The 24,400-nt window shown below is 39.1% G+C and carries 27 protein-coding genes and 2 tRNA genes; 11 read left to right on the top strand and 18 right to left on the bottom strand.

Annotated elements, in window-relative coordinates:
• The 13 genes from LE179_RS06005 to gap form a co-directional block, all read right to left on the bottom strand.
• The coding region (locus LE179_RS06005; protein ID WP_374129470.1) for a hypothetical protein at window positions 1-243 on the bottom strand (243 nt) is incomplete at its 3' end.
• A 228-nt stretch (window positions 244-471) separates the two neighbouring features.
• Entirely contained in the window at window positions 472-990 is a 519-nt protein-coding gene (locus LE179_RS06000) for a tyrosine-type recombinase/integrase (RefSeq protein ID WP_374129473.1), read from the bottom strand.
• Complete coding sequence (locus tag LE179_RS05995) at window positions 932-1,345, bottom strand: site-specific integrase (RefSeq protein ID WP_374129469.1); 414 nt, start codon at window positions 1,343-1,345, stop codon at window positions 932-934. Before LE179_RS05995 ends, LE179_RS06000 begins: the two co-directional genes overlap by 59 nt.
• Before the next feature lie 704 nt (window positions 1,346-2,049).
• Window positions 2,050-3,159: a hypothetical protein gene (locus LE179_RS05990; protein WP_374129468.1), complete on the bottom strand. Its 1,110-nt coding sequence runs from the start codon at window positions 3,157-3,159 to the stop codon at window positions 2,050-2,052.
• Window positions 3,160-3,231: 72 nt separating this feature from the next.
• Window positions 3,232-3,774: a hypothetical protein gene (locus LE179_RS05985; protein ID WP_374129467.1), complete on the bottom strand. Its 543-nt coding sequence runs from the start codon at window positions 3,772-3,774 to the stop codon at window positions 3,232-3,234.
• A 111-nt stretch (window positions 3,775-3,885) separates the two neighbouring features.
• The gene (locus tag LE179_RS05980; RefSeq protein ID WP_374129466.1) at window positions 3,886-4,689 is read right to left on the bottom strand and encodes a hypothetical protein; all 804 of its coding nucleotides are present in this window, start codon (window positions 4,687-4,689) and stop codon (window positions 3,886-3,888) included.
• Between the two features lie 116 nt (window positions 4,690-4,805).
• Complete coding sequence (locus LE179_RS05975) at window positions 4,806-5,078, bottom strand: hypothetical protein (RefSeq protein ID WP_374129465.1); 273 nt, start codon at window positions 5,076-5,078, stop codon at window positions 4,806-4,808.
• A gap of 390 nt (window positions 5,079-5,468) precedes the next feature.
• Window positions 5,469-5,678: a hypothetical protein gene (locus LE179_RS05970; protein ID WP_374129464.1), complete on the bottom strand. Its 210-nt coding sequence runs from the start codon at window positions 5,676-5,678 to the stop codon at window positions 5,469-5,471.
• Between the two features lie 404 nt (window positions 5,679-6,082).
• Window positions 6,083-6,154 (bottom strand) — tRNA-Gly (locus LE179_RS05965).
• A 41-nt stretch (window positions 6,155-6,195) separates the two neighbouring features.
• Window positions 6,196-6,277, bottom strand: a tRNA-Leu gene (locus tag LE179_RS05960).
• A 52-nt stretch (window positions 6,278-6,329) separates the two neighbouring features.
• Complete coding sequence (secG, locus tag LE179_RS05955) at window positions 6,330-6,584, bottom strand: preprotein translocase subunit SecG (protein WP_374129463.1); 255 nt, start codon at window positions 6,582-6,584, stop codon at window positions 6,330-6,332.
• A gap of 145 nt (window positions 6,585-6,729) precedes the next feature.
• Window positions 6,730-7,980, bottom strand: a complete 1,251-nt coding sequence (pgk, locus tag LE179_RS05950; protein ID WP_374129462.1) for a phosphoglycerate kinase — start codon at window positions 7,978-7,980, stop codon at window positions 6,730-6,732.
• Between the two features lie 133 nt (window positions 7,981-8,113).
• Window positions 8,114-9,121, bottom strand: a complete 1,008-nt coding sequence (gap, locus tag LE179_RS05945; protein WP_374129461.1) for a type I glyceraldehyde-3-phosphate dehydrogenase — start codon at window positions 9,119-9,121, stop codon at window positions 8,114-8,116.
• 559 nt (window positions 9,122-9,680) lie between these two features.
• Between gap and LE179_RS05940 the strand changes: the two genes are divergently transcribed.
• From LE179_RS05940 to LE179_RS05915, 6 genes are all read left to right on the top strand, one after another.
• On the top strand, window positions 9,681-10,400 hold the full coding sequence (locus LE179_RS05940; protein WP_374129460.1) for a hypothetical protein: 720 nt from the start codon (window positions 9,681-9,683) through the stop codon (window positions 10,398-10,400).
• A gap of 1 nt (window position 10,401) precedes the next feature.
• Complete coding sequence (locus LE179_RS05935; RefSeq protein ID WP_374129459.1) at window positions 10,402-10,635, top strand: hypothetical protein; 234 nt, start codon at window positions 10,402-10,404, stop codon at window positions 10,633-10,635.
• Window positions 10,583-10,849, top strand: coding sequence for a hypothetical protein (locus LE179_RS05930; protein ID WP_374129458.1), 267 nt, complete (start codon window positions 10,583-10,585; stop codon window positions 10,847-10,849). Before LE179_RS05935 ends, LE179_RS05930 begins: the two co-directional genes overlap by 53 nt.
• Before the next feature lie 137 nt (window positions 10,850-10,986).
• A complete protein-coding gene (locus LE179_RS05925) occupies window positions 10,987-11,196 on the top strand; it encodes a hypothetical protein (RefSeq protein WP_374129457.1) in 210 nt (69 codons plus the stop codon).
• A gap of 987 nt (window positions 11,197-12,183) precedes the next feature.
• Window positions 12,184-12,321, top strand: a complete 138-nt coding sequence (locus LE179_RS05920; protein ID WP_374129456.1) for a hypothetical protein — start codon at window positions 12,184-12,186, stop codon at window positions 12,319-12,321.
• A 25-nt stretch (window positions 12,322-12,346) separates the two neighbouring features.
• Complete coding sequence (locus tag LE179_RS05915; protein ID WP_374129455.1) at window positions 12,347-12,706, top strand: hypothetical protein; 360 nt, start codon at window positions 12,347-12,349, stop codon at window positions 12,704-12,706.
• A gap of 770 nt (window positions 12,707-13,476) precedes the next feature.
• Here the strand turns inward: LE179_RS05915 and LE179_RS05910 are convergent.
• Window positions 13,477-13,761 (bottom strand): hypothetical protein, encoded by a 285-nt coding sequence (locus LE179_RS05910; protein WP_374129454.1) that lies wholly within the window; start codon window positions 13,759-13,761, stop codon window positions 13,477-13,479.
• 648 nt (window positions 13,762-14,409) lie between these two features.
• On the opposite strand from LE179_RS05910, the gene ychF reads away from it, so the two are divergent.
• A complete protein-coding gene (gene ychF / locus LE179_RS05905) occupies window positions 14,410-15,501 on the top strand; it encodes a redox-regulated ATPase YchF (protein WP_374129472.1) in 1,092 nt (363 codons plus the stop codon).
• Window positions 15,502-15,537: 36 nt separating this feature from the next.
• Here the strand turns inward: ychF and LE179_RS05900 are convergent, their stop codons facing one another.
• Window positions 15,538-15,687 carry a hypothetical protein gene (locus tag LE179_RS05900; RefSeq protein ID WP_374129453.1) on the bottom strand — a complete coding sequence of 50 codons (150 nt, stop codon included), beginning with the start codon at window positions 15,685-15,687 and terminating at the stop codon, window positions 15,538-15,540.
• Between the two features lie 908 nt (window positions 15,688-16,595).
• On the opposite strand from LE179_RS05900, the gene LE179_RS05895 reads away from it, so the two are divergent.
• Both LE179_RS05895 and pdxA read left to right on the top strand, forming a co-directional pair.
• Complete coding sequence (locus LE179_RS05895; protein ID WP_374129452.1) at window positions 16,596-17,648, top strand: SurA N-terminal domain-containing protein; 1,053 nt, start codon at window positions 16,596-16,598, stop codon at window positions 17,646-17,648.
• Window positions 17,649-17,663: 15 nt separating this feature from the next.
• Window positions 17,664-18,617 (top strand): 4-hydroxythreonine-4-phosphate dehydrogenase PdxA, encoded by a 954-nt coding sequence (gene pdxA / locus LE179_RS05890; RefSeq protein WP_374129451.1) that lies wholly within the window; start codon window positions 17,664-17,666, stop codon window positions 18,615-18,617.
• Between the two features lie 475 nt (window positions 18,618-19,092).
• Here the strand turns inward: pdxA and LE179_RS05885 are convergent, their stop codons facing one another.
• The 3 genes from LE179_RS05885 to LE179_RS05875 all read right to left on the bottom strand — a co-directional run bounded on the left by LE179_RS05885 (window position 19,093) and on the right by LE179_RS05875 (window position 21,519).
• Entirely contained in the window at window positions 19,093-19,647 is a 555-nt protein-coding gene (locus tag LE179_RS05885; protein WP_374129450.1) for an AAA family ATPase, read from the bottom strand.
• Window positions 19,648-20,009: 362 nt separating this feature from the next.
• On the bottom strand, window positions 20,010-20,318 hold the full coding sequence (locus LE179_RS05880) for a hypothetical protein (RefSeq protein WP_374129449.1): 309 nt from the start codon (window positions 20,316-20,318) through the stop codon (window positions 20,010-20,012).
• Window positions 20,319-21,270: 952 nt separating this feature from the next.
• Window positions 21,271-21,519: a hypothetical protein gene (locus tag LE179_RS05875; RefSeq protein ID WP_374129448.1), complete on the bottom strand. Its 249-nt coding sequence runs from the start codon at window positions 21,517-21,519 to the stop codon at window positions 21,271-21,273.
• A gap of 494 nt (window positions 21,520-22,013) precedes the next feature.
• On the opposite strand from LE179_RS05875, the gene LE179_RS05870 reads away from it, so the two are divergent.
• Entirely contained in the window at window positions 22,014-22,916 is a 903-nt protein-coding gene (locus LE179_RS05870) for an AsmA family protein (protein ID WP_374129447.1), read from the top strand.
• Window positions 22,917-22,961: 45 nt separating this feature from the next.
• A complete protein-coding gene (locus tag LE179_RS05865) occupies window positions 22,962-24,350 on the top strand; it encodes a CCA tRNA nucleotidyltransferase (protein ID WP_374129446.1) in 1,389 nt (462 codons plus the stop codon).
• Window positions 24,351-24,400: the final 50 nt, after the last annotated feature.

The following is a 24,400-nucleotide window of genomic DNA, read 5'->3' as shown; positions in this document are numbered from 1 at the left end:
CCAATGATTTCTTGCAAATCCATAACCTGATTCAAGATAACTTTTTGAGGTTTCCAATACTTCGGACGCCTCCTCTTGTAATTTCTCAACAGAAGCAGATTCTTTATTGTTACCTAGCGGAGCCAATTTCTTGACCGCCATCTGTTGCGCGGGTTGAGGCAACGGCTTCGTCTGAGCCTGTTTCCCGCACCCTGCGGTTAGCGATATACATATACATATACATATACATATAATTTTTTTCATCTTAACTACTATCCTATTATGTCAGATTATTTGTTTGGCTTCCCGACACGCCTCATTTCATTTCGTTCTTTTTGTACTCAATCATTTGTTCTTCAAGTATATTCATGCACAGCGAACTCAGCGACATATTCTTCTGCTTTGCTCGCACCTGTAACCTTGACCAAGTCACATAATCAACTCGGCACCCAATGCGATGTTTCTTATCATTTTTCTCATTGGTATCACGCTCTAAATATCTTTTAAAAAACTGCTGCAAAACTCCGCTGGGCGTTGTATCTTCCTGTTTTTTTGCAGTTCCAGATTGCGCGAATATATCATCGTCGTGTTTATGTTGCCGTGTCTTGCGAACTGCTGTGCTTCCTGCAGTGTTGCTCCGCCTGCCAGCGACAACGTTATCGCCGTATGTCTCAAACTGTGCGACGTAAACCTGTCGGAATTCAGACCTGCTTCTTTGTATGCCTGCTTTATTATTTTACGCAAACTTCTTGTCGCTAAACGCTTGCCTTTGTTCCCGTCCGAGAACACCATAAACAGCGGGCTTTCTGCTTTTATATCGCTCGCAATATCTGACAAATACTCCAGTATCGCCATGCTCACCTTTTCCCCAATTTTAGTATATTCCGTTTTTTCATTTCTGCCTTTCCCCTGCAGATACAATACTTCCATGTCTCCGATATTTCTCAAGTCTTCAACATTCGCTCTTGCGAGTTCTATCGTCCTCAATCCGCACGTTGCCGATAACGCTATTATAGCATAATTCCTTTTTCCTATAGATGTTTTTGTACAGGTTCTCGCTTGCCAGCCACCTGAAGAAAAGCTTCACTACTCCCAGACGAAAAATCGTTGTCGCTGGTTTATATTTACTTTTCAGATATTCACGATATCCGATAATATCTTCCCGTGTCGGCGTTGTTTTTTGTGTGTCAGTCAGGTACTTTGCAAAGTGAATTAATTCGTATTTGTACGCTTTTACAGTTGTCGGCGTGGCGTCCAAATAGCTGATAAATCTGTCAAACCATTCTTCTTTTATTTCTGCTTTTTCTGCAATTTCTACTTTACTGCCGACGCCGTCAACAACCATTAATTCAGTTGCCGCTCCCATGCGCGTATTCTCTGCTTCTAATTATTAGTTGTACAAAATCTCTACACCCGTGTTAATCCGCTTTCCCGAGATACTTGTTTATACCTGTTTCCCCAGTCCTCATTCTCAGCCATCGCTCTTTTTATTATTTCTTTTAGCTCTTTTTTGCTTGGCTGTTTCATTATCCGCTCCTGCCTTTTTTTTACTATAAAACAAGAATATACTCGAACATCACCGCCGATAACACTGCAATCACGCTAATAATACCATCTATCTGCTATACCAATGATACCACATTTTGCCGACAATTACAAGCCTTTTAACTACAAATATTAATGACAAATGATACCGCTACCAATTGCCTTTTCGAGTTTCCCGCTCGGCTGAGACCAAAATAATCAATTATCTTTTTTCCGAAGGTCGCCTTTTTTCCCAAAAACTGAAATCAGGTTGCTCTGTTTCGCACGTTCGCTACCAAAAAAACAAACGCAACGGAGTTACCCGCTGCGTCTATTCTGAAATAATAATAAAAGGTTATTAGAGTAATCTTGCCATATTGTGAGAACAAGAGTACTATAATTATTATACAAGCTTTTACTAAAATTTTGCAATTATTTAGAGGAAAACTGTTTGATTGTCACAAATGGGATAGGTGTGATTGGCTCGGCTTGCCTTAGACTCATAATGTATCCTTTATGTATCTTTTGCAGATACCAAAGTCTAGTCTAGTGTAAGTTGCCTCTGACAACTCTGCCTCTGCCTTGGTTCTTATTAGGCTGAGGGACTTCGTTATCGGGTCTTGCCTGAAACGGCACGGGAGGAAGCACCACATAATCGTGGTTTGCCTGAACCTGCACGGGTGGAGGAGCGAAAATAGGCTCCGCAAACAAGTCCGGATTAAACGCAGGGTAAGGGTTAACGGGAGGATGCTGGTTCGGACCGCCCTGAAAAGGATTGGGTTGATTTGGTGGATTGAATTGAGGCGGAGGATTGAATTGAGGCGGTGGATTTGATGAAAACTGTCTGAATGTCACAAATGGAAAACTTGGTACTTGTGAAAAGTTAGGAAAATTCGGCGTCGATAAAGAAATTGGCGGAAACTGATTTGCGGACTGTGCAGGCGGTGCGAATTGTGGCGGGTTGGACTGGGCAGGTGGTATTATCTGATTTACAGGTGGTATATGATTTACAGGCTGGGCGGGTGGTACAAATGGCGGCGGGTCGGGCTGTACAGGCGGTATCTGATTTACAGGCTGTGGCGGATTTACAGGCTGGTCAGGTGGTGGCAGGTTGGGCTGGGCAAATTGTTGCGGGTTGGGTTGGTCAGGTAGTATCTGATTTACAGGCGGCGGCGCTGGGTTTGGCTGTTGTAGTGGTGGCGGCGGTGCGGGCTGCTGTACAGGTGGTGCAAATGGTGGCTGGTTGGGCTGGGCAGGTGGTATCTGATTTACAGATGCCGGCTGATTTATTGTAGATTTTTTTTCTCTACACAACGCATAACTGAAAACAATACCAGCAAGAATAACAGCATAAACGACAGCATTCAAAGCCCAATATACAACTGGATTATCTACTAGGTTAATCGTAGGAACATATCCATACCAAGAAAACAAAGAAGAAGACACAGCACTATCGGGCAAGACTGGTGCAGTTTCTTTCGTCGAAGATGTTGGAATGGGAGTATTTGAAGGCTTAGGAGCGGGAACTTTTGGAGACTTAGGTGCAAGAGAGGTGGCATTTAAGGACTGTGGTGCTACAGGCCTTACGATATCAGTTAGTTTATCACAACCTGAGATTAAACTCGCTATTAAGAACAACGATATTATTTTCTTCATTCTCTTTTTCTTCATTCTCTTTGTATTATCCTATCTTGGAATAGTATGCATTTTAGACAACTCGGAAATCGGCTACCCTGAAGGCGGACTGTCTGAAGACGGAACGCTTGATGCAGGACGAGAAGAACGAGTAGTTACAACCAAATTATGACCATTGTTCTGGTCTATAGCAACACTGTTATTACTTGGGTCTATTGATACAGACGAACCTGCTTGCAACGATACCTCGCCTTTCAATGTAGAGCCAGAAGTATCAACCTTAATTGACGTAACAGCAGAATGGTCTTTGAGTATCCCAAGACGTGCGAGAAAACTAAACACACCATGAGCGGACAACAGCAATACAATAAAAGCACTAACACCATATATTGCATACTTAACTTTTTGCGGTGTTTTGCTCCATAGCTCTGCCAGCTTGTCCCCGTTGAATTCAATGAGCGTATAATGATTATGAGTGACGTTAGTAGCTGGGAAATTTTTAGGGTCTAATAAAACCTTATTATCAATTGTCGGCGCGGACGGCAGAACGTTAATCGGAGCCAATTCGACAGCTGGTTGCTTACCACAGCCAGAGACTAAGACTATACATAACAACAACGATATTACTTTTTTCATTCCTATCCTATCCTATCCTATCCTATCCTATCCTATCCTATGCGGACAGGCGGAAGTAATAACGAAATCTAAAATCCTTTTTATCTTTATCTTCATTTAACTGCATACAAATCAGTTATGTTTTGCAAGCGCTGCCTTAAGCCTTTTTATTTCTTGCTCAAGCTGAAAATTAGCGGCTTTAATGTCTATAATGTTTCGTGACCAAACATCGTTCTGGCGTGCCAACTCTTGCTTTTGTTGCAGGTGGATATCATTTTTTTTGTTCACCTTGAGGATATCTTGCTTCAGTGTGGCGTTCTCGGACACCAGAAGGTTGTTCTTTTGGACAAGCTGTTCGTTGTCGGCGTTAAGATTTTTGTTATTCTGCAATACCTGAGCGCCTTTTTCTTTTGTTTGCCGTAGTTCACCAAGGGCATAGTTTAGCTCTTGCTCTTTCGTGGACAACTGCATTTCTAAGAAGTTCACACTCTCCTGCAGGTCTCGATTCGCTCTTACAAGCTGTGCCTTTTCGCCTACTCCGACTCCCTCGTTGTTTTTATTTGCTTTAAGCTGTTGGATTTCGTTGTTGAGGCTAGCATTATCTTGTAAGGCTACTTTTTCTCTAGCCGTCGCTCCGATAGCCTCTAATGTGGACGACTTTTCGCATTTGAAAAAATAATAACACAGACCTGACGCAACCACAAAAAGTAAAATGAAAGAGACTAAAGCTATCTTAAGTCCTGTGTTGCTGTTTGGTTGCAATACAGGGCATTTTTGTTGCTCTGGGCATATGTCGGCAGGTGCTTCTTGGCGTGCCTCTGTTTGTACCGATTCGATAACCTCTGCAACAGCGTCTGACTTGGATAGTTGACGAGGCGGGGCAACACAACCCGATATAAGTAACAGCGTTAATACAGCTGATATTGCTTTTTTCATTCCTATCCTATCCTATCCTATCCTATCCTATCCTATCCTATCCTATCCTATCCTATCCTATGCGGACAGGCGGAAGTAATAATAAATTTCTTAATGAGGTTGGAACCGCTTAAACTTTATTTTGCCGTAACGTGAACTTGTCTAAATGGTGTGCCAATGTATGGCACATGCGATAATCCAAATACTATACCAAGAGCAGCAACTATCCCGCCACAGATAGTCCCTCCTAGTTTTAGATAATTCATTTCGGTGATTATAGTGTCTCTGGGTACAATTCTTTCCACTTCGGTTACCACTGCTTTTTCAGTTGGCACGTACTTAATAACTTCTTGTTTACCGCAACCTATCAACATCATACACAACAATAATACTACAAGCACTCTTCTCATATCTATCCTATACCAAATTGCTTTTTTCTAGNAATTCTTTCCACTTCGGTTACCACTGCTTTTTCAGTTGGCACGTACTTAATAACTTCTTGTTTACCGCAACCTATCAACATCATACACAACAATAATACTACAAGCACTCTTCTCATATCTATCCTATACCAAATTGCTTTTTTCTAGTCTCACGCTCGGCTGAGACCATGATAATCAATTATTCAAAAACCGAAGGTCGCCTTTTTTTCCAAAACCTGAGACCGTTTTACGTTGCAACTATAGTCTAGCCAAAAAGTTGCAAAAAAGTCAAATTTTGGTTTGTGCGTGGAAAAAAAAGGGAGTAAAAAAAAGCGTGTGATTTGCGGTGCCTCTAATGCAAATTAGAGGCAGCCCATTTCAAAATCGCACACCTTTTTTGCCTCTTGCCAAACACACGCCAGCGATATCCTTATGGTCGTTTTCACATTTGTCCATTATATTTATTCCTAGTGTCGTCTCCAAGAAAGCAATGCAAAAACCAAGCTGAGCAGCCAATATCAAAGGAACTAATATCAATAAACAAAGTGCCAAGATAACATTCCTCATACGCAACTCGTCCCGATTCATTCTTACCTCCCCAAAACGCAGACTGCAGACAATGATAATCCCGTGATTATGTGTATATTATGTGCATACCAGCCTATTGGTTCCTCTTCCGCATTCAAAAATCAATTTTTAGGCTCGCTTCTGCCGTTTAGCTGTTAACCATGACAAAACGATTATAATGCAAATTTTCTTCCGTGCGTTTAAACGTATGCCGTGCAGACTATCGCCTCGCCGCTACGCACATAACACCGAGTTCGTCTCTCACTATCTGCATGGTATGCTTAACTACATTGCCTATCGCTACGCACACCGCGACGAGTTCATCTAAAACGGCATATCTGATAATAAAAACGACTTGCTTTGTTTGGTCGTAATATAATAAGAGATAAAAAAAGCCAGCCTTTAAGACCGCTTATTAAAACAAAAGCGGGCGATGGGACTTGAACCCACGACCTTCTCGTTGGCAACGAGACGTTCTACCGCTGAACTACACCCGCAAAAGTTTTTATAAAAGACCGGACGTGTTTATTTTTTAAAATGCTGAGGGCGGGATTTGAACCCGCATCCAGTTAAGGACACGCCCCTCAAACGTGCGCGTATGCCAATTCCGCCACCCCAGCAACTCCATTTTACCATCTGCTTATAGTCGTACTTACTGAAATTACTAAAGAGCTAATTGGCAACAGACAGAGCTGGAGAAAGCTTTGTAAGCATTAAAGAAGTAAATAAAAATACACATGCCATAAAGATGGTCAACTTTTTTATAAAAGCCATTCCCGAAGGAGCATTGAAAACCTGATCTGCTCCGCCTCCGCCGAAAATATTTGCCATACCGCCGCTTTTTCCGCCCTGTACGAGAACCACAAGAATCAATCCGCCGCACGTCACATAATGAGTGATTTTAAAAATAAAAAACAATATTTCCATAATTTTTTATTATAACATAAAACAACAAAAAGCACCAAGCTCTTTAAATATTTTGCCGATATTTCGGATATATAAAGTCCACAGCCGCAATTGCTCTACAGCTTTATTGCAATTATAAATCAATTGCCCGGAACGGCAAAACAAACTATTTTTTATCAGGAAGAGCTGTGATTCCGGGAAGTTCCTTGCCTTCAAGGAATTCTAAGGACGCTCCGCCGCCTGTAGAAATATGGCTTATCCTTTTATCTACGCCTGCTTTTTTAACCGCAGCGACAGAATCTCCGCCGCCGACCACAGATATCGCCCCTTTATCAGTCGCTTCAGCCGCAAGTTTCGCAATTTCAACCGTTCCTTTAGAAAACTCATCTATTTCAAATACGCCCAGCGGTCCGTTCCAGACTATAGTCTTTGCGGATATAACTGCTTCAGAGAATTTTTTTATCGATTTAGGACCTATGTCAACACCCATAAATTTTTCAGATATCGACGCGCCGCCAGTAGTTTTTACCACCGCGTCACACGGCACCCTTTTATTTGCAAAGTCCGCCTTATCCGTAATTATATGGTCGACGGGAAGCAAAAAATCAACTTTTTTCTCTTTGGATTTTTTAAGAAGCTCAGCCGCCAAGCCAAGTTTATCGTCTTCAACCAAAGAAGTTCCAGTGTTTACTCCCTGAGATTTTAAGAAAGTGTACGCCATCGCTCCGCCAATTATAATCGCATTAACTTTATTCAAAAGATTTTCTATGACGTTTATTTTATCCGACACTTTTGCCCCGCCGAGAATTGCCAAGAAAGGTCTTGCTGGATTCTCAAGCGCTTCGCCTAAAAATTTCAATTCTTTCTCAACAAGAAATCCCGCCGCGGCATCTTTAACATATTTGACAATGCCCGCGGTTGAAGCATGGGATCTGTGCATCGTCCCGAAAGCGTCTTGGACAAAAACTTCGCCCATTGAAGCAAGCTCTTTCGCAAATCCGTCCATCGCAGCTTTATCTTTTTCGCCTGAAGCGTTTTTACCCTCTTCTTCAGGATGAAATCTAAGATTCTCCAATAAAAGTATTTCGCCGGACTTTAAATCGGCAGCCGCTTTTTTTGATTGCCGGTCTATGCAATCACCGCCGACAAATTTAACAGACTTGCCGAGAAGTTCGCTTAAACGCGCCGGAACTGGTTCTAAGCTCAGTTCGGGAACATTTTTTCCCTTTGGTCTTCCCAAATGAGCCATAAGAATTATTGCGGCGTTTTCGTCCAAAAGGTACTGTATAGTCGGAAGAGTTGCAGCTATTCTTTTATCGTTTGTAATTTTAAGATTCGCGTCAAGCGGAACATTATAATCCACGCGGACTAAAACTTTTTTGCCTCTTACGTCAATGTCTTTAAGCGTCTTTTTCATTTTATACCTCATTAAGACCGAAGACCGCACCACACAAAATCATGTGTACGTGCGGTCTTACAAGTTATTTTTAAACGAAACTAAACCCGCCGTTCGCGGGACGACGGCGTTTTTAAAACTTATTTTCTTAATTTTATCCGTTTACTTTTTTCATATAAGCAATGAGTTCCAGAACTTTATTGGAATAACCCCATTCATTGTCATACCATGAAACAACTTTTACAAACTTGTCCGTTAAAGCAATTCCGGCTTTCGCGTCAAATATTGAAGTGCGCGCGTCGCCGAGAAAATCCGAAGACACAACTTCGTCTTCAGTATAACCTAAAATTCCTTTGAGGTCGTTTTCAGAAGCTGACTTCATAGCAGCCTTAATCTGGTCGTAAGAAGCGGATTTTGCCAAATTAACCGTTAAATCGACAACCGAAACATCAAGCGTAGGAATACGGAACGACATACCCGTCAATTTGCCGTTTAACTGAGGAATTACTTTCCCCACAGCTTTAGCAGCGCCTGTAGAAGAAGGGATAATATTGCCGGATGCGGCTCTACCGCCTCTCCAGTCTTTAGCAGACGGTCCGTCGACAGTTTTCTGAGTAGCTGTAGTAGCGTGAACCGTAGTCATCAAACCGTCAAGAATGCCAAAGTTATCGTTTAACACTTTAGCGATCGGAGCCAAACAATTTGTCGTACAAGAAGCGTTAGACACAAACTGCGTGCCTTTTTTGTACGAATCCAAATTTACTCCGCAGACAAACATAGGAGTGTCGTCTTTAGAAGGAGCGGACATAACGACATATTTTGCGCCGGCATTAATATGCGCCAGAGCTTTATCTTTGGAAAGGAATAACCCTGTCGATTCCACAACATATTCGGCGTTTATATCTCCCCATTTCAAATCTTCAGGATTTTTTTCCGCCGTCACGCGGACAGCGTTGCCGTTGACAATCAAATTGCCATTTTTAACTTCAACGGTTCCTTTAAAAGATCCATGAACAGAATCGTATTTCAACATATAAGCCATATAATCAACGCTGATTAAATCGTTGACGGCAACTACTTCAATATCGCTTCTGCTCTGCGCGGCCCGAAACACTAAACGCCCTATACGCCCAAAACCATTGATACCCACTTTAATTGCCATAACACGCCTCCAAATTATTATTTTTTATTAAAAGTTTAAATAGAATAGATATGCTGCGTCGCTGTTATAATTTATAACGCTGTAAGCATGATATAAAATTATCGTAGTTTTTGTCAAACCAATTCTTGCCGCAATTCTTTGCTTTTAAAGCTCTTTTTAATCTTGCTTATCGCTTTTTCAGCGCTAATTATCAGCGCTAATTAAAAGTTTAAAACTTGGCGCAAAAACAAGAAAATTATAATATTCCAAATCAAGAAGAAGTAAGAGTTTCACAGCTATCTATTCGACATCTTAATTTGCTGAGTAATGAAAATGGTTTTATTTCGTTTGCTTTTTTATATAATGTAAAATAGTGCAATAAGAAAAGTAAGAACAAAATAATACCTGAAAACGCTGAGAGCGTCGCTGAAGACATTTTAAAGGAAACACGCAGTATCTACATTTCCGCACAGTCGTTAATAAGGCGGTTATGAGATAAGTTTAATGATCCTCCGAGAGAATTGATTGATATACGAAGATATAATAAGTTCAGTTTACAGGATTGAGGTCAACCAAGAAAATGAAAAAAATTATATGTATATGTTTATGTTTATGTTTATGTTTATGTATATGTTTATGTATATGTTTATGTATATGTTTATGTTTGATGTCTGGCTGCGGCAAGCTGCTTAATCATGGAAGCACTGTGAATACTGTTGTTGAGAATGATGAAGGAAGAGAAGACGTTCTAACGCCGACGCAGACATCAAAGACTGCTCTTGAACCTTCAAAGTCTCCCGCTCCAACACCTGAGCCGAGTAAGTCTGCTCCGTCGTCTGATAGTGCTGCGTCTTCCTCTTTGTTTTCTTGGTATGGATATGTTCCTACGATTAACCTAGTAGATAATCCAGTTGCATATTGGGCTTTGAATGCTGTCGTTTATGCTGCTATTGCTGTCGGTTGTGTGGCTTTGTATAGACTTGTAAGCCCTTTGGAAGGGGAGTATATTCAAGATTATATTCAAAGTGATGATGATGTTAGCATTTCTTTGGAAGAAGTCGGCGAGCTAGGTTATGGAATTTGTGATATAGGTTATGAGGATATTGTTTCTTATACTTGGTATATTTTTAAGAAGGTAACTACTCGCTCTTTTTTTTTGGATGCAACGACAAAAGAAGAGCTTAAAGGAATACCTATTATAACGAATGATAATGTTGAAGCATACAAGTCAGAGAAGTACGGGGTTGATTATTCTCGCCTTTATAAACTCAAGCCTGCACCTAGCAATATAGGAGCCTAGAATGCCCGAGAACGTTGAGAGCGTTACAGAAGACATTTTAAAGGAAACACGCAGTATCTACATTTCCGCACAGTCGCTGATAAGGCAGTTATGCGGTAAGTTTGACGAGCCTCCCAGAGACCTGATTGATATGTGCGGAGATATAATAAGTTCAGTTTACAGAATTGAGGTCAACCAAGAAAATGAAAAAAATTATATGTATATGTATATGTATATGTATATGTTTGATGTCTGACTGCGGCAAGCTGCCTAATCATGGAAGCACTGTGAATACTGTCGTTGAGAATGATGAAGGAAGAGAAGACGTTCTAACGCCGACGCAGACATCAAAGACTGCTCTTGAACCTTCAAAGTCTCCCGCTCCAACATCTTCGCCGAGAGAAACTGCACCAGTCTTGCCCGATAGCGCTGCGCCTTCCTCTTTGATTTTCAAGGAAGAGGTGGAATGAGGTTCAACTACAGGCATGAATTGATTTGAAATTGAGCCGAAAGGCAGTCCTCAGACTGCCGATTCGGCGTCTGAATAGTGTTGTAAAAATCTCCTGTCTGTTCCGCATAGGACAGGATAGGATAGGTGTGGATAGATATGAAAAAAGCAGTTAGCTTGGCAGTATGCTGTATGATGTTTATAGGTTGTGACCAGCTATCGGACAGTGTTGCCTCAAAGGTATCTGTAAAAATGATTGAACCGATTGCTGCTGCAATGAGAGGCATAAGCGCAGATACATTAAAAGCAGCATATGCTCAGCAGGAGCAGAATGCAAAGAAGGATAAAGCGGAAGAGGTAAAAAAATGAAAAAAGTGATTGCCTCTTATTGTTGTGTCTGATGATGACAATGGGTTGTACAAAGACAATAAAGGAGTCGATGGTAACTGAAAGAAGTAGTATATGCAGATAAGATTGTTCCTGCCGATACGCATACGCATTACAATTACGAAGCAGAGGCAATAGTAAACAGCTCCACCGCAACGCCCGTATGGAAGAACCCTGCGACTTATGCGGATATATTTGGGGCTTTAGCAGCCGTTGTTACGGCGGGAGCGGCTGTTTATTGTACGTTCTTCAAAGAGACCCCAGAGATAGGAAAAGCAGGACTTGATATAGGAGAGAATAAACTTGAGATTAATCCAGAGCAAAGACTGCTTCTCGAATCGAACCAAGAGATTGATATAGTAAAGCTTGCTCATGGCCAGAAAATAAAAGTTGACACTGAGGACGTAAAACTTAAGCTTGATACCTCAGAGGTAACTTTTACCATTGTAAATCAAGGAGCGCAAGAAGCAACGGAAGCGCAAACGGAAGTAATAAAGGCTTTAATAGAGCAAATGACTCTAATTTCAAAAGCGACGCCAGATATAAATCTCAAGATAAAAGGGAGCATATAATGAGTATTGATGACCTTTGTCCTTGCCTGAAGAACAGAGATTATCCTGAATGTTTTCCGTTAGACAAGACTATAAAGAAGCAATGTAAAAGACCTTGCCAGAAACCGCAAGAGAAATACAGCAGTACCCGGTCTCATATATGTTACACGTGTCCAAATATAGGGGAGCCAAAAGAAGAAAATTGACCGCACGGCTGATAGGCTATCAAAGAAGAAACAAAAGATGACGAAGAAGAAAATACAAGGATTGTCCGCGAGTAGCCGCTTGCCGAATTATTTGAAAGCGCATACTATTCCAACATAGATAACACAAAGAGAATAATTATAAGTCAACGAAAAGATTACTGCTATTAATAGCAGTTTTAGCCTCCTGCTGTTTAAAATATAAATATGATAAAATGGCTATGATATATTTGACTGTGATAGAGATGGCTGTGATAGGCTTGACTATAATAAAGATGGTTATAACAAATGCGGTTATGCCAGATACGGTTATTGTAAATATGGCGGTACTTGCATTTCTCAAGAGGAATTAAAGCGTTGTGAAAATCCTGTAAGAAAATGAAAAAAATAATAATATCGCTGTTCTTAATTGTAAGCTTAATCTCTGGCTGTAATAGACTGACTGACAGTGTAAGTCCTGCACCTAAGTCTCAAAACGCTTCTGAGCCTGAGCCGACATTTACGACCGTTCCCACACCAGCATCAACGACTGAGCTGAAAAGAACTGCTCCAAGCCTGTCCGATAATGCTGTGTCTTCCTCTCGGCTTTCTTGGCATGATAATCCTGCAACTTGGTATGAATATCTTCCTGTGATTAATATACATAATTCGCTTATAAAATATGTTATAAATATTGGTCTTCGTGCTGTTACTCTTATTGGTGTATCTTGCGTCGTTTATAAGTTGATGAATATGTAAGACCTGCAAATTTTTATTGTATGCCCCTTTTACTTTAGATACTGTTGACCTTATTCTTGAATAAGCCATTGCGCAAGGTTATAAAGGTTGTTATTGGAATTATCTCTTTGATGGTACTTATCGTGAGAGGACTAATGAAATTTAGATTAGTCGGCGTTGACGAAGACGATAAACTGCGTTATCATCTTGGAGATGGAGTGTACAGCGCATGCCATGTGAGGAGACTATCCCTTTTTTGCAGGTAAACTCATTTTCATACAGCCTGAGACAAACGCTGCTACCAAAAGAAAAGCTGTTACCTTTTTCATCCCTGCCATTCCCGCCCTATCCGGACGGAAGAGAAAGTATAAGGCTTTTTTTTAATCCTTTTTAAGTCCGCTTTTTGAGCAGGCGGCGCTATTGCTGTCAAGCGACATGTAACTGCTCAGCTTCTTATTGGCAGCTTATTCACAAAAAACGCTTTTTTGCACCCCCGGGACATTTACATGTCAAACAGTTATAAACGTCCGGCTCTCCGCTTCAAAAGCTCCTGTGCAGTCAGAACTATCGGCGCACTATGTCGGCATCGCCCCGCATATCGGCTGCTTATTTTCAGACTGCGCCAAAAACGCTCTTTCAGCGCCGCTCAGTATAATATTTTAGCTTTAGCTGTCTTGGCAGCTTACGTCTGATATTTATTTCCGCCGATACGCACAGAAATGCTTTTTATTTATTGCGGCGCGTTGCTTTAGTTTAGTATTTTTCAATTACCGCCCATCTCTTTCTCTCGTCTATTTTTTGTCTTTCTTTTTATTAACGTTCAAAAAAACATAAAACAGAAATGAAATAGCCGAAATAACCAAAGACGACAACCTCCAGCCTATTGACGCGACCTTACCGGAAACTTTATTGACAATATTTAACCTGCCGGTTGCTTTTCTTATTGTATTTTCAAACTCTATTACAGCTTTTCTTATTCTGATTAATACAAGTGCCAGAAAAACTGTCGCTGCAACTATACATAGACTTATTAAAGCAGCCGTTATGCTAATTAATATCCATCCTATAGAATTCATGATTAAGATTTTAATAAAAATTCATCAATGTGTCAATAAAACAAAAACAGATATTTCGCGTTAGGGTGATATTAATCCTCTGAAAAGGAAAATGTTTTTCACTGTAAACCCGCGTAAAATATAAAAAAACTATAAACTGGAGAAAAGCGGAAAAACTGACAAAAAAATTATTGCGGCAGTTAACGCCAAATCCGAACGATTTGATTATTAAACGTATTTTTTATAGCATTATATATTCGCAAATCAGAACAGACAGAATGAAATAAAACAGCAGGAACTTATAAAATAAAATTAGATAATCTTATCGATTTATCAATATTGACGATCGACGAAAATTAAAACGCCAAACATCTTGATTTTATAGAGCCATTAAAACAGTAAACTTTTTATAAGAAGCAATAGAGCGCAAAGAGCCGTAAGTAATTGCAGGAATGAAAAAACCGCTATCGCAGCAGTACTCCGCTAAGCTTCTCCATTGTCAAGGAGCGACAAGAAACAGGGAGCAGCCAGAAGTAGAAATAAAATAAGCAATATTATAGAGCAACGCTCATCGCGATTTCAACAAAAATGAAGAAACCGCAGAGAATTTACAGCGTTAATTTTTATCATACACAAGCAAGATTAAACTTATTTTACCACAGAGGTCATATGAAACTCGGTATTATCGGACTTCCTAACGTAGGCAAATCGACGCTGTTTAACGCTATAACAAAAGCGGGCGCCGAAACAGCAAACTATCCTTTTTGTACTATTAATCCAAATATCGGAGCGGTTACGGTTTCAGATAAACGGTTAGACTTCCTCGAGAAACTTTATAAATCAAAAAAAAAAGTTTATGCCTCCGCAGAATTTTTAGATATTGCGGGACTTGTAAAAGGCGCTTCGCAGGGAGAAGGTCTTGGCAACCAGTTTTTGTCGCATATAAGAGAAACTGCAGCGGTCGTCCATACGGTAAGATGTTTTGAAAGCAAAGATATCACGCATGTCATGGGCAGAGTCGACCCCTTGAGAGATATAGAAATTATAGATACGGAACTCATTCTGTCTGACATAGAATCTGTTTCAAAAAGACTTGAAAGGCTTGAAAAAAGCGTCAGACTCAACGATAAAAAAGTACTGGCGGAAAGAGAACTCGCAATAAAAGTCAAAACTCACCTCGACGCGGGAAATCCCGCAAGAACACTCCAGCTTTCCGACGACGAAAAAATAATATTAAAAGACTTTTTCTTAATAACTGCAAAACCCGTCCTATACGTCTGCAACGTTGCGGAAAGCGATTTACCCGAAATGGAAAATAAATATACGGAAATTGTAAAAGAAAAATCAAAAAAAGAAGGAGCGCGGGCAATGCCCATATGCGCAAAAATTGAAGCAGAACTCTCCGAACTTTCCGAAAACGACCAAAAAACTTTTTTAAAAGATTTGGGATTGGAAGAAGCAGGACTTAAACGTCTAATAAGAGCGGGATACGATTTACTTGGTCTTGCAACATTTCTTACCGCGGGAGAAGACGAAGTAAGAGCATGGACTATAAAAAAAGGCTCTCCCGCTCCGAAGGCTGCCGGCGTAATACACTCTGATTTTGAAAGAGGTTTTATACGCGCCGAAGTTATGAGTTTTGACGACTTGTTTAGACTCGGCAGCGAAAAAGCCGTAAAAGAAGCGGGACTATTGAAAAGCGAAGGGAAAGACTACTTAGTCAAAGACGGCGATATAATAGAATTTCGTTTTAACGTGTAACCGCCCCCGGCGCAAGCGGTTATAGGTTTTAAAAATTCAGCGGATACCGCTCCCCCCTGGACATGGCTGCACAGCGGTCGCGCCTTGTTTTGCCGTATTATCTTGCGCTGAAATTTTTGATAAGGGAGTACAAAAAATGAGACCTGTAGATGAGTTGTTGATGATAATTGATTGCCTTTTTGACAATCTAATTAAATTTATATAGTTTAAAAAATGACACCGCCTTATCGCATCCATATTTTAACAGTTTTTTCATTGAGGATAACAACCGCATTATCTGCCGTCTTAAAAGCTGCTCCGCATATTCGCAAATTAGTTTGACTAATAAATTGTAAAATTGTAGAATTATCCCAAGTGTATAAAAAATAAAAAAGAACGGCGAGAAACTGCCGTTAACAACCGCGGCGACGACTTGGGCGATTAAAGCTAGAAAAACAAAAAAAGATTATACTGAAGCAAAAGCAGGAACTACAAAAGTTGTTCTAAGTAAAAAAACAAGCGGCAACCTTTTTGGGAATATCAAAATTATGTAAATACGGCTTTCTTAGGGAAACAATTTATCGACGCTGCTGCCAGAGAAGCCATTATCGCATAAATCGCAAAGAAAGCAGGCAAAGAAATTCATGAAAGCATTAGGCTCACCGATACATATTTAAGCATACATAAATTAAAATAAGGTTATATTTGAAAATTTGTCCGCGTATGCATTAAGACATGTTCTCAGTTCCAGATTTACGAACCGCCCGAAACGCTTATGAAAGACTTTAAAACGGTGAAAGTCTAAAAAAATCTGTTAAGAAGTTCTAAAGCATAAATACGCGGCAAACGACAAATCCGCGGAAGATTTAAGAAGAGACAAGCTTATTCTAAAACTAGAGCAAATTAGCGTTAACTCCAAAAGCACGGAAACGACAGACATCATTAAAACTTTTTGCAAATACCGCCGGCAAAGCAAAAAAAGGTCTGGCACACAGTTTATCAGAAGAAACAAAAATTCGACGTTAAAGTAAATTACGGCATTTTGTTTTTTGACGCCGATTTATGAGAAACAATAAAAATATTTAATTTAAACCTAAAACAGAACAGGAGTAAAGATGAAAAAATTTTTCGTAGGACTGCTGACGATGGTCTTTGTGACAGGAGCAGGAAATATCTTCGCAGCACCGTCTAAGGATCAAACGCTGGCTATAGTAAACGGCGAACCTATTCTTGCCTCAGAATTTAACAATTATTTTAATGTAGTTATTGCTCAATTAAAATCTATAATGCCCATGGACCAGATTCCAGAACAAAAAATGGGCGAGGTTAAAAATACATTTTTAAACAAAAAAATTGAAGAAGTCCTTTTGAGACAGGAAGCAAAAAAACAAAGAATCACAGTTTCAAAAAAAGAAGTTTTAGATAGTATTAACGAGATGAAAAAGCAGGGAGGCGAAAGTGCTTTTAACGCAGAAATAAAAAAACAAAATTTTACGCCTGCAGATTTTGAAAAATATATGGGCGAACAGCTTGTAATAATGAAGCTTTTAACCCAAAATATTCCAAGCCTCACAAGACCGGCGACGGACAGCGAAATAAAAGACATTTACGACAAAGTTATTATAAAAATGAAAGGTGGAAATACTACGCTTCCGCCTGATGCGGATATTTTTATTGAAAGAGCCGTAATTGAAGTGAAAAAAATATTCGGCGAAAAAGCGAGAATTAAACAAATTTTTATTAAAAACCCTAAAGGCGCAACAGCTGCCGAAGCAAAAGCGGCGGCGGATAAAGTTGAAACTGTCAAAAAAGAACTCCAGAAAAAGCCCTTTGCAGATATTGCAAAACAATATTCCGAAGATATTGTTTCTAAGTCTAAAAACGGCGACGTGGGAACAGTTGCAAAAGGCGATCTGCCTCCGGAGCTAGACAAAATCATCTTTGCTATGAAAGCCGGCGATTACACAAAGGAACCCATAAAAACAGATAAAGGGTGCTACTTTATAAAAGTTGAAGAGAAAACCGCAAGCAAAGAGATAACTCTTGATAAAGACCTCAAAGACCTTTTAAGAACCGTTACACTTCAAGTCAACATAATTAAAGGCTACATTAATTTCTTAAACACTTTGAGAGCAAAAGCAAATATTAAAATAAATAAAATTTGGTAAAGCGGAAGACCGCGCGTGATTAAACCTCGTTTAGCGATCACTTTAGGCGATCCTGCGGGCATAGGCTACGAAATAGTTTTCAGGGCTGTAAATTCTTCAGCGGTAAAAAGAGTTTGCAGCCCTGTCGTATTCGGCGATAAACAGAGTCTGAAACAAAGCTCGTTTAAATACCTCAAAAATAAAACGCCATTTGAATTTATAGAATCTTCAAATATCGGAGATTCCGTAAAAATGGGAGTTCCGTCAGAAAAGGCAGGCATGATTGCGGCGTCTGCAATTTATAAAGCCGTAAAATACTGCATGGACGGCAAAGCTCTTGCGCTTGTCACAGCTCCAGTTTCAAAAGAATCGTTAAAAATGGCAGGAATAAAATATCCGGGACATACAGAGCTGCTTGCCGATCTTACAAAAAGCCGGCAAATAGCAATGATGATGGCTTGCGGCAGCATACACAGCGTTATGGTCACAAGGCATATTCCCATTTCGGAAATCTCCAAAAACATAAAAACAAAAACTATAGTTGAAACTGTAACGCTGAGCGCAGATTTCCTTAGGAAAACAGGCAGAAAAAATATAAAAGTCGCTTTATGCGGTTTAAATCCGCACGCCGGCGACAATTCAATTTTAGGTTTTGAAGAAAGAAAGTTTATACTTCCGGCACACAAAATATTGAAAAAGTCCGGCATCAACATAACAAAACCGCTTCCCGCAGATTCTGCGTGGCTAAAAACAAAAAACAAACAGTATGATTTAATATGCGCTATGTACCACGATCAGCTAATGATAGCTCTCAAATGTATTGATCCTACAAAAATAGTAAACGTCACCGTCGGACTTCCTTTTATAAGAACGTCTCCCGGACATGGAACGGCGTTTGACATTGCAGGCAAAAACAAGGCGGACGCACGCGCAATGACAGAGGCAATAGCGTACGCCGCGCGAGTATGCACGCAAATAAACGCAAAATAAAACTAACGACACGTTTCCCGCTGCTCCAAAAGACAGGGAACCGGCGGCGTTTTGTTTATAAAATTTATTTATGTTTAGGCGGTTTTTCACCAGAGATCAGACTATTTCTCACATACAGGCAAGAATCTATAAAAATCATCAGAAAATTAAAAATATACAGAAAAATAACGTTGTCGTAATTATAAAATACTTTGTGGATTATACCAAATATATAACCTGTCAAAGCAACCAATAAAAAATGCAAACTCTTGCCTTTATTGGTTCTTGACTTATACGACTTATATATTGAAAACGGCCATGCGGCGCCGAAAAAAATCATCATTAAAGCTTCAAAAATACTCATTTTATTATCTCGTTTTAAAAAAAATTATACCTGCAAATTAAAATCTCTTTCACTTGCAACAAACTTTAAGAACCCGCTCAAGCGTAAGAAGAAACGCCGTCATCGCGGCAGAACTTTGCGACACCGTTTATTTCATACATTTTTAATGTCTTTCAACAGCTTTTCAACCGCAGTCCCAAGATTTGACACATCGTTTGAATCGTTGACAAAAGTGATATCAGCCATATCCGCCGTTTTTCCCAGCTGCTGCCCGCTACCTTCAGTCTGAGATTCTTTTTCTTCAAACTCAGTAAATTTTTTCAAAGTCTGCGGATCTCCCAATCTTTTTCTCTTTTGCATTCTTTCAAAACGCACGCTCCGCGGGGCGGCAACATTTACCAAAACAAAATCTTTTCTTTTCCTAAGTTCTTCAACTTCTTCGGAATGTCTTATGGAAGTTATGCAACAATCGTCGTTAAAACCAATTTTTTTCAAAACTTTTCTCGCAAGAACTCCGTTTCCGTTTTCCTCTCTTAATTCAGTTCCAAACGCTATCAGATTTTTTCTGCTGGGGTCAATGCCTTTTTCTTTCATCATCTCTCTTAAAATGTCTGACAGAGAATAGTGCTTATATTCGTATTTTTTAGAAATATATTCTGCAATCGCATCTTTGCCCGAACAGTAATAACCAGTCAAACCTATGATCATCTTCCCTCCGACGACATATTTCTAAACCCGCGACAAATCCCTCCGGATTCGCCCGCATAACTCTTAAATATAATGCCTGCTCCGTTTTAATTTTCTTTTAGGACTATTTTTACTGCTGCGCTTCAAGCCCGCTCGCTGCTAAATTAAATAATCTATTAGCCGAGGTATTGAACGGGTTAAATTCAATTTATTCTTAATTTGCCTTCGGCATATTTAACGACATCTTCTGCAAATGTTTGTAAAACCCTTGAAGGACATTCGCTTTAAAAGCAGTAAAGGAACTAGTACGATGTTTTCTAAGCTTTTCAATTTCGCCAAGCTCTAACTCGGCAAGATCTTTTGAAAAAAGCAACGCTGATCTTTCAAAGCTGTGTTTTCTTTATATTCAGCGTGAAATTTTTCCATTGCGATACCAATATTACTCCATTTACTTTTTCTTTCGCGGTATTAACCGCCTCTTTCGTTTTTTCTTTTTTTATTTTAGGATTACTAATCGCGCGGTCAAATTCTATACTAACAAAATCAGGAAGAGATTTTAAAGTTGAAGGAATATTAAGATTATAGTTAAGCGTTAACGCTTTTTTGATATGCTCAAAATTTATAGTTGCAAAAGTTTGCGGATTAATATAACGTTCTATCTCATCGAGTAAAAAATAATCTCCGTATTTCATAAGAATAATACTTATGCAAAGTTTGACACATAATCCGATTACTTTTTCCTAAAGATTCTATCTCAGGAATGTCTTGTGAAGAATTGTTACTTTCTCTATTATCTACTTTTAAAGGTTCTGGAGTACTTCTAGCTGAAGAATTGTTGTCTCTTGATTTACTACTGCAACAGCGAGTTATTGCCCAAATTCTTAAACCAGCTGCAACGATAGACCCAACTCCCATTCCAATTTTTTAATAATTTGAAAAGACTCCAGACTCTGCCGACTTAGCCTCACAGCTTTCAAAATTATTTTTAAACGCATCTATTATATACACTATCTTCTTTCTTGATTATCTTCTTTTTTGGTTGGTAGTTTACCGCAAATAATATACATATTCACATATATTTCTTTTTTGTTCTTTTAATAATATCTTTGTACATAATTACTTGTTCAACTACATAATAAACAAAACAACAGTTAAGCTGGAAGAGTTTTCCCGAACAGTAAGCAAGAAACCTCAATATTCTCGTTCCCAAACAACCTCGTAGAAGGGATATAACGACATCTGCAACTCATAAAAAGGAGTAATCCCATTAGCGCATAAATCAATCCGGAGATGATCAGGTATTTTCAACTTTAATGCGGAGTTGATTTTACAGACTGACCACTACACCTTTACACCTTGTCAAGATACAAACTGTTAAAATTGCCGCCGCTATCCTTTTCATTTTTATACCTTTACTATAGGTAATAAGAGAAGAAACCGTATTTTCTTTGGTTTTTATAGAATTAATAATTTTATTGTACTAAATAAGTAAAATTTTATACATATTTGACGCCGACTCACCATAGTTTTACGGCACTTCGTATAGGATTTTAAATTTGGATATCCAAATTTAAACCGTCAGCGCGCGTTTAAGCAGAGGTCGCAGCCGTTTTTTTACGGCACCGGCGATTATTAAAAGTCCATTTACAGCAACCGAAAAGAAGTAATACCATAAAAATAATTAACAACGATTTTTTTCAGAGCAGCCTTAAAGTTTGAAATATCCTCAAGCAACGTTTTCACAAGACGAAAGAAGCGCTCTAAAAAGACAGCGCGAATAGGTTTTACTTTCATGGTAATAACGCGCTTATTCTCTCGCGCTCTCAACATTCGGACGCTTAAAACCCTTCTTAAAGACATTGATAACTGTGCGCTGTTCTCCGTTTTTATCAATTATCCGCGCACTGTCTGCATTAAGCGCAGACTATACAAAACGACTGAGACTTTTTGACAAAAAAACAAATCGTATAATGTAAGAAAACGCGGCGTTAAATGTTTGTCAAGAGTCTTATCTTAAAAACCAACGCCCCGCATAAACTCTCAAACTTAAAAAGAAACTTAACAGAATTATCTGACTCGATTTACCGCTTTTAGTCTTTTTTTTATTCACTTTTGTTCTCTTCGCAGCTTCCGACACCATTTCCGCTTAACTCAATCATATTATATCTTCAGTCTCCGCGCTTATTAAATCCCAATTCTAAATTTTTAAAATCTCATTAATTCCCAACGTCTTTTTAAAATGATTTAATAGAAAAATGCGACATTTTCAAAATCACAGATTAAGCGCAATCTGTTAAAAAGAAATAAAATTTAATATTACTCAATGACACTAAATAAAGACAAACGGCAGAACTTTTCCGGTTTAATATCAAAATAGGATATATTTTATGCAAACAAAAAAAAGAATACTTATAATAATATTAGCTATAGTGACAGTTCCCGCCATAACATATTTCGCAATCTTCACCACTTATTTTAACAGCACGAATTTTACCAAACAAATAAAATATCTCGCCGGCTCGCTGACAGAAAGAGAAATGCGTCTGTCAAAAGCTTCACTTTCTCTCTTAGGCAAATTCGCGCTGAAAAACTTTGAGCTGTCGGACAAAAACGGCTTTGAGAGCGGAACTTTTTTGTCCATAAACGACATATCCGTAAGAATATCCATATTAAAACTGCTCAAAGCGGATTTCATTATAAACGGCATCCATATCAGCGGAGCGACAGTGTATCTTAATTATGAAGATAAAAGAAAATTCAATCATATCGAACTATACGACGATATAAAAAGGAATTTTTCAAAAAAATACGCGGGAATCGGTTTAATAAGAAGAATGGAAATCCGTTCCATTGTAATTGAAAACGGAAGTTTAAATTTAAAACTCGATATGGGAAACATTAAATTAAACAAAATCGTCTTAAAATCAAATCTGTTTGACTACCGCAGCAACTACTTCGCCGGCAACGGCTCTTTTGAATTTAAAATAGGCGCCATTCAGTCTGAGGCAAGTTTTAAGTTTAATTACGACAGAAAAGCAAAAACTCTCTGTATAACAGATTTTATATGCCGCGACTTAGCTCTATCCGCCGAAGGAACTATAAAGTTTTTCGACGACGGCAAAACAAAAATTGAATATACGGCTAAAATAAAAAAAGAAAAACTTCAGATACTTATATCGAGTTTCGCAGGGTGTCCGGTTCCAATCAAAGATTCCGCCAACAATATGGAAGATATAATAATTTCATATCCAAACGGCAGAGCGGAAAAGGAAATTAAAACGGTTATTTGACACCGCAGCCTTTTGATTCTGTCGTTTCGTTACACAATTGCATTTATGAATATAAAAAATATGCTTACGGCTCAAAGATACAAATCAATAATCGATAAAATTTCCGTTACTGCAAAAGAAAGCGGTTTTGACGTCTATATTGTCGGCGGTTTCATAAGAGATTTACTTATCAAAAGAGAACCTAAAGACTTAGATATTATGGTCTGCGGCGGAAAAGACAGCGCCGGCGGAAAATCAGCCGGAATAAATTTTTCTAAAATTCTGGCAAAAAAATATAAGCTTAACAATCCCGTCGTTTTTGAAAGATTTGGAACGTCCAAACTGTCAATAGACGGCGAAGAAGTAGAATTTGTAATGCCTAGAAAAGAGTATTACGGCGCGGATTCCAGAAATCCAGACACTCGTCCAGCTTCTTTAGAACACGACGCTTTAAGGAGAGACTTCACAATAAATGCTCTGTTTTTGAGACTCAGCAACATGGAAATTCTAGATTTTACCTCACAAGGCGCCAGCGATATCAGAAACAAAATCATAAGAGTGGCCGATCCTTTAAATGCTGAAATAATATTTAAACAGGATCCTTTAAGAATCCTGCGCGCCGTGCGCCAAAGCATTCAGCTCGGCTTCGACATTGAACCTGAAACTTATAACGCAATGAAAATTTCGGCAGCGCGCATTAAAATTGTCTCGCCCGAACGCGTAAGAGATGAAATAAACAAAATTTTAGCCGAAAAAAATCCGTCAAAAGCGCTTAAGATAATGGACGAAATCAATCTGTTATTTGAAATTTTGCCTGAAGTCGCAAGATTAAAGAATTTAGAACAGCCCGCAAAATATCACGCTGACGACGCGTTTACACATACTCTGAAAGTGCTAGACAGAATAAAAAGAGATGACATTATCCTCAAAATGGCAGCTTTACTGCACGACACGGGAAAATACGCAACATATAAAAAAGACAGCGGTAAAATTTGCTTTTACGGACACGACGTCAAAAGCGCCAAAGAAGCCGAAATCATTTTAAAGAGACTTAGATATTCAAAAGAATTTATACAAAAAACCGTATCGGTTATACGAAACCACATGTATCCTAAAATGTATTCGGACGGCTGGACAGACGGCGCGGTGCGCAGATTCGCCAAAAAATGCGGCGGCGAACTTGACTTAATAATGGAAATCTCAAAAGCAGATTACGGCAGAGACAGCAGCGATGCAAAACTTGTTAAACTTAAAAAGAGAATTGAAGATTTAAAATTAAATAATACGCTGTACCCTAAACAGGAACTGCTGACGGGCAGAGAAATGATGCGCATACTCAACAAATCTCCGGGCAAATGGATACGGGAAGCAAAGAATAAGATAGAAGAAATGCAGTTTGAAAACCCCAAACTTACAAAGGAAGAAGCAATAAAAACAATAAGAGAAAGAAATTAAAAAATAAAAGACTATAAACGACGGACTAATATATATCAAAGAAGACAAAA

It is taken from the genome of Candidatus Endomicrobiellum agilis (assembly GCF_020328115.1).
GTDB lineage: Bacteria > Elusimicrobiota > Endomicrobiia > Endomicrobiales > Endomicrobiaceae > Endomicrobiellum > Endomicrobiellum agilis.
Note: the sequence above shows the minus strand (reverse complement) of the source record. Positions and strands in the feature narration are given on the sequence as shown.